Below are 14076 nucleotides of genomic sequence, written 5' to 3'. Positions count from 1 at the left end.
CGCCCCAAAGCAGCCATTGCGCGCGGCAACTAGGGCCACCGCGCGCAATGGCGGCGCGTTACGGCGCCTTGTCGAGCTTGGTGATCGTCCCGGCCTTGCCGTCCCAATTGAGCTCGAACGCGACCTTGTCGCCGACCTTGATGTCCTTCAGCAGCTCGGGTTTCGCCGCAAAACCCATCGTCATCGGCGGCCATTCGAGTTCGGCGATCGCGCCATGATCGAGCGTGACCTGGCCTTTTGCCGTATCGATCGCGGTCACGGTCGCCGTGCCCTTGCCATGCTTCGTTTCGGCCGGGGCCGCCATGGTCCCTGTGTCATCGGCCATCGCGGCCTTTTCTTCCGTCTTCGGTGCTTCGCCTTGCTTGCCGCAGGCGACAAGTCCAGCGCCGAGCGCAAGGCTGAGCGTAATCGCAGTGAGTTTATTCATGTCGTTTCTCCTTCGGGTTGGACGGGATGAGCCGCACGCCTTCGCATCAGCAGATAGGCGGCGGGAATGATAAGCATCGACAGCAGCGGCGCGGTGAGCATGCCGCCGATCATCGGCGCGGCGATGCGGCTCATCACTTCGGAGCCGGTGCCGGTCCCGACGAGGATCGGGAACAGGCCCGCGAGGATAACCGCAACGGTCATCGCCTTCGGGCGGACGCGGAGCAGCGCGCCTTCGCGAACCGCGGCCAATATGTGGCCGTCGCTGCGATCGGCGAGCGCATGCTTGAGATAGATGAGCATGACGACCCCGAACTCGGCGGCAACGCCCGCAAGCGCGATGAACCCGACCGCGCTCGCGACCGACTGGTTATAGCCAAGCAGATAGAGGAGCCAGAGCCCGCCGGTGAGCGCAAAGGGCAGGGTCGCCATGATGAGCAGCGCCTCGTCCCAGCGGCGGAAGGTCAGGTAGAGCAGCAGGAAGATGATCGCGAGCGTGACCGGCACGACGACCTTCATCCGCTCGGTCGCACGAACGAGGAACTCGAACTGCCCGGTGTAGGAAACGCTGACGCCGGGCGGCAGATCGACATCGCGCGCGATCGCCCGCTGGATGTCCTGCACGAGGCCCTGCAAATCGCGGCCGCGGCTGTCGACGTAGATCCAGGTCACCGGGCGGCCATTCTCGCTGCGCAGCATCGGCGGCCCGTCGCTGACCTTGACTCTGGCCACCGTGCCGAGCGTGATCTGCTGGCGCGACGGCGTCAGGACCGGAAGGCTCGCGAGCTCGCCGATACTGTCGCGCAGCTCGCGCGGGTAGCGGACGCTGATCGGATAGCGGGCGAGCCCCTCGACCGTCTGGCCGATCGTCTCGCCGCCGATCGCGCCCGAGACGATCGCTTGCACGTCGGCGACATTGAGGCCGTAGCGTGCTGCGGCGGCGCGATCGATGTCGACATCGATATAGCGCCCACCAGTCAGCCGCTCGGCCAGCGCCGACGCTACGCCGGGTACGGTCTTGACGACCGCTTCGATGCGCTTGGCGGTGCGATCGATCCCGGCAAGATCCGAGCCCGCGACCTTGATGCCGACCGGGCTCTTGATCCCGGTCGCAAGCATGTCGATGCGATTGCGGATCGGGGGAATCCAGAAATTGGCGAGCCCCGGAACCCGGACCCGCGCGTCGAGCTCCTCGATCAATTTCTCCTCGGTCATGCCGGGGCGCCAACGGTCCTTCGGCTTGAAGCGGATCGTCGTCTCGAACATCTCGAGCGGCGCGGGGTCGGTCGCGCTGTCGGCCCGCCCCGCCTTGCCGAACACGCTCTCGACCTCGGGCACGGTCTTGATCAGTCGGTCCGTCTGCTGGAGCAGGCTCGATGCCCTTGCGGCCGAGATGCCGGGTAGCGCCGAGGGCATGTAAAGGAGGTCGCCTTCGTGCATCTGCGGCATGAACTCGCCGCCGATCTGGGTCATCGGCCACAGGCTGGTGGCGAAGACGAGGCCGGCGATCACGAGCGCTTTTTTCGGCCGTTCGAGCACCCAGTCGAGTGCCGGGCGATAGATGCGGGTCAGCCAGCGGTTGACCGGATTACTCTGTTCGGCGGGTATCTTACCGCGGATCAGCCAGCCCATCAGCACCGGGATGAGCGTGATCGAGAGGATCGCGGCGGCCGCCATCGCATAGGTTTTGGTGAAGGCGAGCGGCGAGAAGAGCCGTCCCTCCTGGCCTTCGAGCGTGAAGATGGGGAGGAAGGAGAAGGTGATGATGAGGAGGCTGAGGAAGAGGGCGGGCCCAACCTCGGCGGCGGCGTCGGTGATGACGCGCCAGCGTTCGGCGCCTTTCAGTTCCTCGCCCGGATGATCGCGCTCCCAATGTTCGAGATGCTTATGGGCATTTTCGATCATCACCACCGCAGCGTCGACCATCGCACCGACCGCGATGGCGATGCCGCCGAGCGACAATATATTGGCGTTGAGTCCCTGCAGCCGCATCACGATGAAGGCGATGAGGATGCCGAGCGGCAGCGTCAGGATCGCGACCAGTGCCGAGCGCGCGTGCCAGAGGAAGAGCGCGCAGACGAGCCCGACGATGATGAACTCTTCGACGAGCTTCGAGGTAAGATTGTCGACCGCGCGGTCGATCAACCCCGAGCGGTCATAAGTGGTGATGATCTCGACCCCGGGCGGCAGGCTGCGCTTGAGCTCGGCGAGCTTGGTGCGCACGCCGTCGATGACTTCGCGGGCATTCTTGCCCTCGCGCATGACGATCACGCCGCCCGCGACTTCGCCCTCGCCGTTGAGTTCGGCGATGCCCCGCCTTGTGTCGGGACCGATCTGCACCGTCGCGACATCGCCGACCGTTACCGGGAGTCCGCCCGCGGCGGTGCGGATCGGGACGGCGCGGAAGTCGTCGAGCGACTCCAGATAGCCGCTCGCGCGGACGATATATTCAGCCTCAGCGAGTTCTAGGGAGCCGCCGCCGCTTTCCTGGTTGGCGCGCTTGAGGGCGTCGGCGACGTCGGTTGCAGTCACCCCGAACGCGGCGAGCTTCTGCGGATCGACGATGATCTGATACTGGCGCACCATGCCGCCGATGCTCGCGACCTCGGCGACGCCGGGAACCGATTTAAGCTCGAAGCGGAGGAACCAGTCCTGAAGACTGCGGAGTTCGGCAAGATCGTGGCGGCCGCTTTTGTCGACGAGCGCATATTCATAGATCCAGCCAACCCCGGTCGCGTCGGGACCGATGCTCGCGCGCGCGCCCTCGGGGAGACGGCTTTGCACCTGGCTCAGATATTCGAGCACGCGGCTGCGCGCCCAATAGGGATCGGTGCCGTCGTCGAACAGGACATAGACGAAGCTGTCGCCGACGAAGCTGTAGCCGCGCACCACGCGCGCGCCCGGCACCGAGAGCATCGTCGTCGTGATCGGATAGGTGACCTGGTCCTCGACGATCCGCGGTGCCTGTCCCGCATAGCTGGTGCGGACGATGACCTGGACGTCCGACAGGTCGGGCAGGGCGTCGACCGGAGTCGTGCGCACCGCGGCGATCCCGAGCAAGGTCAGGATCAGCGCCGAAGCGACGACAAGCCCGCGCGCCGCGACCGAGGCGCGAATAATGCGTGCGATCATTGCGCTGGCTCCAGCGGACGAACCGTGAGACCGGTCAGGCTCGCCTCGGAATCGAGCAGGAACTGGCCCGACGCGACGACCTTCTCGCCGGGGGCGAGCCCTCGCAATATCTCGGTCTTGCCGCCGCCTTCGCGTCCGGCGACCACTTCGGCGGGATGGTAGCGTCCGTCGCCCTTCTCGAGCATCACGATGCTGCGCGTGCCGGTGCGGATCACCGCTTCGCTTGGCACCAGCAGCGTTGGCTTGGCGTCCCCGCCGAGCGCGACGACGGCGAACATGCCGGGGCGTAGGCGACCGCCGCGGTTGGCGAGCTCGATGCGCACTGTCAGCGTCCGGCTGTCCGCCGCTGCGGTCGGCAGGATCGCGACGACCCGCCCGGTAAAAGCCTCGCCGGGAAAGGCGGTGAGGTTCGCGGTGGCAGGTTGGCCGATCTTCACCAGTCCGGCCTGCGCTTCGGGGAGCGCGGCATTGAGCCACACCGTTCCAAGTCCCGAGATTTCGGCAAGTGTCTGCCCCGAGGCGAGAGTCACGCCTGCACGGGCATTGAGCGTCTGGACCACGCCGCCGATCGGCGCGCGCACCGTCAGTCTGCCGCCGGTCCGTCCGCTCCGGTCGACCTCGGCGATCACGCCTTCGGGCATGCCCATCAGCCGCAGCCGCTGCCGCGCGGCCGCCGTGAGTTCAGGTTTGCCGAGCTTCTTGACGCTCAGATATTCGGTCTGGGCGCTGCCCCATTCAGGCAATTGCAATTCGGCGATCGGCGCACCGGCGCCGATGACATCGCCAGGCGCGAGGCGATAGACGCGTTCGACGAAGCCGCCCGAGCGCGCCTGGACGATCGCGACATCGCGCTGGTTGAAATCGATACTGCCGTTGACGTCGAAGGTTGCGGCAAGGCTCCCCATTTCGGCCGCGACCACTCTTATGCCGAGGCTCTGACGCGCCGACGGGTCAATCGACACGCCGGGCGCCGCGCCGCCACCCTCGTCGGCATATTTGGGCTCGAGCTGCATGTCCATGAAGGGCGACTTGCCGGGCTTGTCGAACTTCTGGTTCGGGAACATCGGATCATAATAGTAGAGGATCTTGCGCCCGCCGCTTGCCGTCTCGGTTGGTGCATCGCTCTTGCCGCTCTGTCCCAACCAATAACCGCCGCCGCCCGCGATCAGCACCGTGGCCAGGATTGCGACGCGCCAGCGCGCCGCTGATGTTGCATCGGTCATCGACCTGCCTCCCCATAAATATAATTGATCCGGATCGCGTCGCGCGCGACCTCGGCTTCGCGCGCCAGCGCATCGACTTCGGCCTCGGCAAGCGCGAGAGTCGACAGGAGCGCGGTCCCGAGGTCGAGCTTTCCGGCGGCGTAGCTTGCAAGATCGAGCTCGGCGCGCTTCTTCGCGAGCGGCACGAGCCGCGTACGTGCATTGGCGAGCTGCTCATGATGCATGCGGTGATCGGCGAGATCGGCGTCGAGCGCTGCCGCGATGTCGCGCTTGGCAGCCTCGCGGTCGAGCCGGGCGCGCATCGCCTCGCTGGCGCGCGCGGCGATCTTGGGGTCCTGCCGCTTTTTCGAGAAGAAGGGCAGGTCGACGGTGACCCCGACCGTGACGAGATCACCGTAATTGGGCTCGCGGCGCCCATAGGCCGCGTTGACGCTCCAGTCGGGTCGCTTGTCGGCGCGTGCGAGACCGGTCTCGGCGTCGGCGGCGAGGGCGCGGGCATCGAGTGCTCTGAGCTTTGGCAGGGCGTCGATGCCGGCGCGCAATCCTTGTTCGTCGATCGACTGCGGCGGCAAGTCGCCGAGCGTGTCGGCGGCGGGGTCGCCGGTGAAGCGGGCGAGCTGCGCGCGGGCGCGGGCGATCTCGGCGGCGAGCGCGCTGCGGCGATCGTTGATCGCGGCGCGAAGCTGATCGGGTTCGAGCGCCTGCGCCGGGCGCGCCGCACCGCTGGCAAGCCGCGCCGTCACGGTCGATTGAAGGTCCTCGAGGCCGCTATCGAGCAGGTCGAGTTCCTTCAGCTCCTTCTTGGCATAATAGAGATCGACCCAGGCGAGCGCGGTCGCGAGCCTGATGTCCTGCGCGGTGACCGCTTCGTCGGCGCGGGCGATTCCAATGTCGGCCTGCGCGCGGGTCGCGCGCGCGCGGCGTTTGGCGGGGTTCGGAAAATCCTGGCTGACGCCGATGACCTGCATCGTGAAATCGTCGCGATTGAACCGGCCCGCGTCGGGTCCGGTCACCGGGAAATCCTGGAGGACGATATTGAGTTTCGGGTCGGGCAGCCGGTCGGCGGCGATCGCCGCCGATTGGGCGGCGTCGACGCCCGCTTCGCGGCTTTGCAGTTCGGGTGCCTCCGATGCTGCTCGGCTGAGCGCCGAATCGAGCGTCATCGGCTCGGCGTGAAGAGCCGAGGGCAGCGCAAGCAAGGCTGCCGTAAAATATGGGCGCATGATGTCCCCCTGCTGTGGACTGGGCGAAAGCCTCCCCGGCGTCTGTACGCCGGGGAAGAAAGACCGTTACCCTTGCGGGGGCATCCTTTGGTCGCCGGACATATTCTTCATGCAGTCCGCCGGACTCACCTTCATCATGTCGCAGTCGCAATGCGCCATCTGTCCCGGCTTGTCCTTGACCCAGACGCGGACTCGCGAGGTGGTATTGGACTTGTTCGGCCCTGGCACCTGGCGGGTCTGCCATTCATGATGGCCGCCGGACGGTTCTTGGGCGAGGACGGGAGCGGCAAGCGTTGCTGCCGCGAGCGCGGCAACGGCAAAAAACGGTTTCATGTTGAATTCCTTGATTGAAAAGCGTGAAACCGCGCGCCGGGACGAGCCGGTGCGCGTCGGCAATTCAGGCAAGAAATAGGGGCGGGTCGGGTTCGGGGCCGAATGTTCTTCCGGCGAGGCGCCGGACAGGAAGCGGATCGAAAGAGCCGGCGACAAATGTCTTTTCGGCAAGGGGGGTAGCCGGAGAGACGACGGCGGGCGGTAGCGCGCAGCCCATCTTGGCGATGCAGTCGAGCGTGAGGCCCTTGCACGGAGCGCTCTTCTGGGATTTTTTAATCCCCATCATCTCCGCGCATTCGTCGCTCATCGCCGCCGCGAACGCCGTCTCGGCCGACGGGAGCGCGGGCGCCGAGGCGAATGCGGTCTCCTGCGCCAGAAGGCCGAGTAAGGCTCCGACAAGAAGTAGAAAGGTGAGCCAGCGTTTCACGGTCGAAGCATGATCCTTGTCAAACTTGGCGTCAATCTAAACCGGGGTGGAGATCCCGCTCACTTGTTCGCCGACTGTCCCGTCGTGGTTACGCCGGACCCGTTAAGAATGGCCCATTGTCATGGCGGCGGGCGCGACCAGCATCCACAGCGCCATGGCGATCATCATCAGATTTTCGGTCAGTGAGATGAAACCCAGCGGCACATTGCTGTCGCCGCCGACGCAGGCGCATTTGAGTTCGCGCTTGTCGATATACACCGCCTTGAACACCGACACGGCGCCGATGATCCCGATGAACAGCGCCACCGGAATCGATATCCAGTTCAGCGCGCCAGAAATCATCAGGATGCCGGCAAGACCCTCCGCAAAGGGATAGATGGTAGCATAGGGTACCCAGCGTTTGGCGAGCAAGTCATAGTTCAGGAACATGCTCGAGAAGCTCTCGATGTCGCGGAGCTTGAGGAAGGCAAGCAACGCCATGCTGAACCCGATAAACCATTCGGCGGCACGGATTGTGAAGGGCGTGCCCGACACCGCTTGGCTGGCGGCCAGCGCCATCAGCGCGGTGATAGAGAAGAGCGCGATGACGGGCTTATAGGTAAGCGCCTTAGGATCGCGGACTTTCAGACCGAGATGGCGCCTCAGATCGTCAAGACCGCCGATCCGCTCGCCTTCGATGAAGGTCTGCGGCGTCGTCGCGACGCCATGTTTCGCCTTGAATGCGTCGGTTTCCTCGCGGGTCGTCAGCCAGACATCCTCGACGTCATAGCCGCGGCTGCGCAACAGATGCAGCGCCTTCAGGCCATAGGGGCAGATATGCTGCTCCATCACCATGCGATAGATGGTCGCCCGCGGCTTGCCCGAAACCGCCGCACCAGTGTGCGCTGGCGCGCTTTCGTTCGCGCGCTGAACCTGCATATTCATCGATTCGCCTTTCTTGATTCCCGATCGCTTCCCGCTATATAGGCTCCGTACCATAGTACGGAGTCAAGGCCTTGCGTGACATGACCATCGGCCAGCTTGCCCGGCAGGGCGGCGTCAATGTCGAGACGATCCGCTATTACCAACGCCGCGGCCTGTTGCCCGTTCCGCCTCAGTCGGCCAGCGCCCCGTCGGAAGGCCGAGTCCGGCGTTACGACGAGGCGGTTCTGCGCCGTCTGCGCTTCATCAAATCGGCACAAGCAGCGGGATTTACGCTCACCGAGATCGCCGAACTGCTCGAACTCGACGCGTCGAGCGATCGCGCGCGAGCGCGCGAACTGGCCGATGCGCGCATCGCGGCGATCGAAAAGACGATCGCCGAACTCGATGCGGCGCGGCGCGCGCTCATGGGCCTGTCGCGCCAATGCGCTGCCGCCGACACGCTCCACTGCCCGATCATAGCGGCGTTCGAGCAGGTCTAGCCCGACTGGCCTTGGCGGCGGATGGTGCTGACGGCCGGTCTCACCTCCCAACTGGTGTCAATCGGTCGCAAATGGTTCCAGCATCCCGGCTACAAGCGATGGGATGGTAATTCCGGCTGCGACATCGAGCAGAAGGCTAGCGCGGATCGCAGCCGCAGGTCTCGCCGCTGCCGCGTCCGGAGTTGCGACGGCCGTCCGAAGTGCCTGGGTCAGGCGCCATCGAATCTCCGCGGCTAGGACCGGCATCAGAGCGAACAAATAGGCTTCCACGGGGAAGACCTGACCATAGGGTCAAGCGAGCGATTGCGTCACGTGCACGGCGCCGACCAAGGCTCCGACGAGGGGCAGAAGCGAAAAGCGCCGCTTCTGGATGAAGGTAGGAGCCTTTGGGCGTTCCGGATCAACTTCATCCTGGCGATCTGAACAAATCGGGGAGCCCAATTCCAATGGTTTTACGTCGCCCGAACCATTTTTGAGGGATGAGTCGTTCTGGTGCGTAATCAATGTCAGTAGGGGATGTTGGGTGCTTGAACTCGGAAGCCGTAAGCAGCGGTTTCCGGGCATGCATGTTTTTGTCCTCGACTTCCCCGAAACTCATTTGGGCTGCGCGAAAGGGCAGTTCTTCGAAACAGGGGAAGCATAATGAACAAATTATACTGTTATTCGTCGACGAAGCGCGCAATGCAGCGAAGCTCGATGGCGGCGATTGCGGTGGCGGTCGCGTTTCCCGCGCAGGCTCAGGAAGCCCAGTCGGACGGCCTCGCCGAGATCATCGTAACGGCGGAGAAGCGCGAGGAAAATCTGCAGTCCGTTCCCGTCTCGGTGACAGCGATGACCGGCGAGGCGCTTACGGCAACGGGCATATCAAACGTCGAAGACCTCCAATTTTTTGTGCCGGGCGTGTCGATCACCAACGATTCCATGGCGATCATCAATATTCGTGGAATTGGCACCTCGGCGTTCGGCGTTGCGACCGACCCCAGCACGACAGTCCATTATGACGGCGTCTACATCTCGCGCCCGACCACAAGCTATCAGGATTTGTTCGACGTCGAACGCATCGAGGTGCTGCGCGGACCGCAAGGCGTTCTCTTCGGTCGCAACTCCGCCGGCGGCACACTCAACATCATTTCCAAAATGCCTACGGAGGATTTGACTGGCGCGCTGGGGCTCACCGTCGGAAATTACGAGAAGCGCTCGCTGAGCGGCACGATTTCTGGACCGCTTGGAGCGGGCGTCCGAGGCCGCCTCACCTTGCTTGCCAACCAGCGCGACGGCATCTACCGCGACGTCGTCTCGGGACGGCGATACCAAAACGAAGATAATCTCGCTGGACGACTGACGCTTGCGATTGACGCGAGCGACCGTCTTGAGATCGTGTTGCGGGCGGATGCCAGCCGTGATCGCGAGACCGGCGCGCGGTCTGTTCGGCCCTTTTATCCGCAAGGCTTCGTCGATGCGGGGGCGACGATCCCGGCCAATGACAAAGAGGCCGCACTCGACCGCCTGCCGCGTTACGATGTCGATGCCTGGGGCGTGTCCTCGACCATGAACTGGGACGGCGGCCCGGTCACGCTCCGCTCGATTACGGCGCTGCGCAAGAGCAAGGTCGTCCAGGCGCTCGACGTTGACTCGACTGACCTCTTCCTCCGCGATATCGAATTTTACGAACGTTCCCGCAGTTTCACGCAAGAGTTCCAACTTCTCAACAACGATGCGGACAAGCTGCGCTGGATCGTCGGAGCATTCTATCTGAATGAAAAGGGCAACGACGAAATACGGATCATCGAACCGGGTCGTCGGCTCGCGATCCCGGAAAACAATACGACGAATGCATTCGCGCTCTTCGGACAAGCAAGCTACGAACTCATCGACCGCCTGCGATTGACCGGAGGGCTTCGATACTCATACGAAAAAAAGGATTTCGGATATCGTGTCCTGCTGAACGGAAATCAGGTCGATGCCGGTCAGCCCAAATCATCCTGGACCGCCTGGACTCCGAAAATTGGGATCGATTACGACCTTGCCGATGACGTCATGGCTTATGCGTCGGCAACCCGCGGGTTCAAATCGGGTGGATTCCAGCTGGGAGACGGGCGGCCTTTCCTCCCGGAGTATGTCTGGAGCTACGAAGTCGGCCTGAAGTCGACGCTCCTCGATCGCCGGCTTCGAGCTAATTTTTCCGCCTTCTATTATGATTACACCAATCTTCAGGTGGTCGAGTATAATAATGGCGTTGCCAGTACCACCAACGCCGGCAAGGCGACGATCAAGGGCGTTGAAGCGGAACTGATGGCACGGCCGTTCGATCGCCTGACGCTTACATCCACGATCGCTTATCTCGATGCGCGCTACGATGTCTATTTTGACGACGTCGGCGCAAGCCTCAAGGGCAAGCGGCTGCCGAACGCGCCGAAGTGGAACATCACTTTCGGCGGAGAATATAAGGCCTCCCTGGGCGGCGGAATGCTGACATTACGGACCGATATCTCCTGGCGCGACAGCGTCTTTTTCAAGCCCAGCAACAATCCGCTTTTTTCCGGAAACGCCACGACCCTTATAAATGGGCGTGTCACATGGCAGCCGGCGAGCGAAGCGTGGGAAATTGCGCTTTATGGCCGAAATCTCACCAACGAGCGCTATGTGAGCTATAGTACGATCGGGACGGACGCGACGGGTGTCTCGAACCCTACTCTTCCGCTCTACATCTACGGCGAGCCGCGCCAGTATGGACTGCAGCTGCGCTACTTTTTCTGAGGTTCCTCGTCCTGCGAGGTCCCCCGGCGACTCCCCTACGGTCGTCGGTCCCCCTGGGCGCTTGCGCCCGGGGGGAATACTTCCTCTGAACGCAGGACATGATATGTCCCTGTTCTCACCGGCGCCGTTACTTGAACGGCCCTGCTGATGGCACGATGAGCCGGGCAGTAAGATGGCACGAACAGATACGGGCTAGTCCCATCCTGAACGTCGGTAGCGCGCGCGATTTCGATGCCCGGCTTTCCCTGTGACGCCGCGAGGATGCAAAGACCAACTGCTTTCGGAGGCCTACGCGTCGTCGGCTGCCTCACGGCAATGGATGGGAGATCGCCTTGATCGCCTTCAGGCCCGTACCGAAGCGGGCAATGGCGACCCTGTTCTGTTCGAGCTCGGCGTAGGGCAGGTAGGAAATGTCGAGATCACCGATCCGGCTGAAAGCCGGGCGTCGGAGCTGAGCGCGGACATCGGCTTCTCGCGCATCGGGTGCAACCAGGAAAAGTGGCGTCGACAAATGAAGATTCTCGCTGCTCAGCGCGAGATCAAGCATGCGGACAATTCCGGAATAAATGGATGTCGAATGCTCCACTTCGAATGCCGCCGCGACCGTAGCCGTCGATTGCTCGAGCCATAAGATGTCGATCAGTCTTATGGCATCGCTTCCTTGAGCGGTTGCGATGGCATGCGGCAAGCTATCGAGGCATCGAGACCCGAGCGGCACACCCTCATGAAGGCGCCCCCGGTCATTTGCCGCTACCCAGACGTCATATCCAAGTGCAAGCCCGAGGTCCCGAAGCCAGGATTGGACTTCGCTATGCGTCCGGTCGGTCTCTTTCTGATTTGCAAGCCCCTTATCGAACTTGTCGGACTGTGAGCGCGTTTCATTCAGCAAGGCCATCCAATCGCGCGCATTTTCGCTCGAACCGCTGAGCGGTGGGGCTGGAAACCGTCCCGATCCGATATCGAACAGCAGCCCTCCTATCGCCCCCAAATCGTTGGAAAGAAGATCCCGGTAGCGATCGTTGAGATCCAGAATGCCCGCGCGCATCGCGAGAAAATGCTCCCAACTGCCAAGCTTCACATTCGCACCCGTTAGCGCGTTGTAGCCCTTTACGATTGCCGTATTGAACGGAGGCACAAGAGTGGGATGCAGAAAATAGAGAATGTTGGCCACCGCAGGACCCAACCCCTTGATCTTCTGTCTATCGATTGCGAGGATCCCGGCGACGACCTCCTCGGCGGTATCGCAACAGGAGCAATGGTGAAGAAGTCTGCCAAAAGCTCGTTGATTGTCGGCGTTCTCGTAGATGTCCGGGATTCGGAGTTTGGGCTTCCACAAGAAAGCATGATCCGCACCTTTGAAAATCTGTCGTTGCTCGGCGATTGAATGAACAATGATCTCCAATGACGAGCCCCGATATGCCGCTCCGAAGGTGCCGGCCTCAATTTCGGCGACGACCTGCGAGATGCCTCTTCTGATCGACCGAAAATTCTTCAGTCGCTCCTCCCACAGGAACCAGCTTTGATAGGTCGAGCCGGAATCGCCGCGCCAGCGCTCGATCAGTTCGCGAACAAGGTCGCGCTTCATGTTTATAGCCCCCGCTTGATCCATTCCGAATTGCTGTTTTCCACCTGCGGCTTGCCGGCCAAGACAGTTCGCTCGATTCGGCCCTTAGCGAAAGGCGAAACCTTCCGTCCCACCGGCAAGGTGGGCGGGAATGGAAGGTCGAAACGAGCCCGTTCACGCCCGGCGCTGCATAATTGTCGACGACCTCAGTGCCCTGCGTGTTCGCCCGCTCCGCTTGGTTTCTGACTCGCGCCTTCCGCCTCTGTCATGCCCTTCATCATCGCGTCATGGTCCATTGGCGCATTCTGCGTAATAGCCTGATATTGTGCCGGCGACAGGCCAGGGAGTTTTCGGACAAACGCGACCATATCCCAGATGAGACGATCATCATGCGTTTTCCCCCAGGCCGGCATGGCGGTCATCTTGATGCCATGCTTGATGATCCAGAATTGCTCCGCAGCCGAACGTTCCGAACCTTTGAACAAGACGGGCGCTTGCGGATACAGCCCTTGACTCATTTCGGTCTTTTCCATCCCGGGCGCGAGATGGCAGCCGCTGCACATCTCGGTATAGAGACCTGCGCCCGACGCGATCCGCGCCGGAGCCGCCAAATCTGCCGGCACCGCGATCGATCCGGATCGCGCTGCGATGGACTTCTCCCTGAATGTTTCGATGACGCTGTAAGTCAGCCGGTTATGGGGGGCATCGGCCGCTATATTATATAGGCCGAGATAGACGGTGATCGCACCCGCGCCCGCTATCAGGGCCACCGCCAGCAGCGTGAACGTCACGCTCGGCATATGCTTTCGGAAATCGAAAGTTCGAAATCGCTCCATTATCTATCTCCCGCATAACAGGCCTTGAGCTTTGCAGCCGAACGCAATGCGGCGGCTGTTCAACAGATGATACGCACCCCAACAGCTTTGCCCTTGTCACAGACGAGGCAGGCGTTTCCGTACTTGCCGCGACGAGCCATTTCAGGGTGCCCACACCCGCTCGGGCTCATGCGTCCTGCTAGGTGTGGGTTCGGAGAGATCGTGAGGACTAGCCCCTTTTTTGCCCGCTCAGCTGCCACCCGCCGGTCGCACCTTCGGCTTGCGTGAGGAGCTGTGGAGATTGAAGATCTGCCACTTTCCGTTGTCCTGTTTGAGGACACTCGTAGCGACGCCATCCCGTTCGATGGTCTCGCCGCTCGCGAGCACAATCGAGAAGCTGTAGGTCTCGGTTGCGATCGCGATATTTCCTTCGCCGCGAACCGAAATCTTGTAATTGCGGAAGGTGAAGGATTTGAATTCCTTGAGTTCGGGACCCAGGTGATGGTCGCGATAGTGGGCGAAATTCCCTTCAACGCCGCCGGATTCGAATATCTGGGCGTCTGGCGAAAAGAGGGCCTCGACGCCGGTCAGGTCCAGTTTCTCCATCGCCGATTTATACTGCGCGAGCGCTGCCGCCGCGCCCTGAAAATCCGCAGGCTCGGTCGCCTGAGCCGGGACGGCCACCAGCATGGCCAATGCGATTGCTGTAATCGTCAGTCGTCTCATATCATTTCCCCTTGTTGTGCCGACACTTCACGAGTGCCTCCCGTGGT

General features: G+C 62.5%; 12 protein-coding genes. 2 read left to right on the top strand and 10 right to left on the bottom strand.

All coding sequences use genetic code 11. From position 1 onward, the window contains the following. Nucleotides 1-58: 58 nt before the first annotated feature. The 7 genes from AOA14_RS06530 to AOA14_RS06500 form a co-directional block, all read right to left on the bottom strand. Nucleotides 59-427, bottom strand: coding sequence for a copper-binding protein (locus tag AOA14_RS06530; protein WP_003046451.1), 369 nt, complete (start codon nucleotides 425-427; stop codon nucleotides 59-61). After that, nucleotides 424-3558: an efflux RND transporter permease subunit gene (locus tag AOA14_RS06525; protein WP_037553279.1), complete on the bottom strand. Its 3135-nt coding sequence runs from the start codon at nucleotides 3556-3558 to the stop codon at nucleotides 424-426. Before AOA14_RS06525 ends, AOA14_RS06530 begins: the two co-directional genes overlap by 4 nt. Beyond that, nucleotides 3555-4781, bottom strand: coding sequence for an efflux RND transporter periplasmic adaptor subunit (locus AOA14_RS06520; RefSeq protein ID WP_003046445.1), 1227 nt, complete (start codon nucleotides 4779-4781; stop codon nucleotides 3555-3557). The genes AOA14_RS06525 and AOA14_RS06520 overlap by 4 nt, the downstream gene beginning before the upstream one ends. Then, entirely contained in the window at nucleotides 4778-6004 is a 1227-nt protein-coding gene (locus AOA14_RS06515) for a TolC family protein (RefSeq protein WP_003046442.1), read from the bottom strand. Before AOA14_RS06515 ends, AOA14_RS06520 begins: the two co-directional genes overlap by 4 nt. Nucleotides 6005-6070: 66 nt before the next feature. Next, nucleotides 6071-6337 (bottom strand): hypothetical protein, encoded by a 267-nt coding sequence (locus tag AOA14_RS06510; protein ID WP_003046439.1) that lies wholly within the window; start codon nucleotides 6335-6337, stop codon nucleotides 6071-6073. A gap of 64 nt (nucleotides 6338-6401) precedes the next feature. Then, nucleotides 6402-6764 (bottom strand): hypothetical protein, encoded by a 363-nt coding sequence (locus tag AOA14_RS06505; RefSeq protein WP_003046437.1) that lies wholly within the window; start codon nucleotides 6762-6764, stop codon nucleotides 6402-6404. A gap of 102 nt (nucleotides 6765-6866) precedes the next feature. Continuing rightward, a complete protein-coding gene (locus AOA14_RS06500) occupies nucleotides 6867-7688 on the bottom strand; it encodes a MauE/DoxX family redox-associated membrane protein (protein ID WP_003046430.1) in 822 nt (273 codons plus the stop codon). 80 nt (nucleotides 7689-7768) lie between these two features. On the opposite strand from AOA14_RS06500, the gene AOA14_RS06495 reads away from it, so the two are divergent. Next, a complete protein-coding gene (locus tag AOA14_RS06495; protein ID WP_003046425.1) occupies nucleotides 7769-8167 on the top strand; it encodes a MerR family transcriptional regulator in 399 nt (132 codons plus the stop codon). A gap of 696 nt (nucleotides 8168-8863) precedes the next feature. Further along, on the top strand, nucleotides 8864-10924 hold the full coding sequence (locus AOA14_RS06485) for a TonB-dependent receptor (RefSeq protein WP_058806630.1): 2061 nt from the start codon (nucleotides 8864-8866) through the stop codon (nucleotides 10922-10924). 307 nt (nucleotides 10925-11231) lie between these two features. Here AOA14_RS06485 and AOA14_RS06480 read toward each other — a convergent pair whose 3' ends face one another. The 3 genes from AOA14_RS06480 to AOA14_RS06470 form a co-directional block, all read right to left on the bottom strand. Next, nucleotides 11232-12509 (bottom strand): type II restriction enzyme NmeDI-related protein, encoded by a 1278-nt coding sequence (locus tag AOA14_RS06480; RefSeq protein ID WP_037553287.1) that lies wholly within the window; start codon nucleotides 12507-12509, stop codon nucleotides 11232-11234. Nucleotides 12510-12694: 185 nt separating this feature from the next. Next, the gene (locus AOA14_RS06475) at nucleotides 12695-13288 is read right to left on the bottom strand and encodes a c-type cytochrome (protein ID WP_223181176.1); all 594 of its coding nucleotides are present in this window, start codon (nucleotides 13286-13288) and stop codon (nucleotides 12695-12697) included. A gap of 264 nt (nucleotides 13289-13552) precedes the next feature. Then, on the bottom strand, nucleotides 13553-14029 hold the full coding sequence (locus AOA14_RS06470; protein ID WP_037553291.1) for a YybH family protein: 477 nt from the start codon (nucleotides 14027-14029) through the stop codon (nucleotides 13553-13555). Nucleotides 14030-14076 lie beyond the last annotated feature (47 nt).

This window comes from Sphingopyxis terrae subsp. terrae NBRC 15098, from assembly GCF_001610975.1.
GTDB classification, from domain to species: Bacteria; Pseudomonadota; Alphaproteobacteria; order Sphingomonadales; family Sphingomonadaceae; genus Sphingopyxis; species Sphingopyxis terrae_A.
This window is presented reverse-complemented; position numbering and strand designations above follow the sequence as displayed.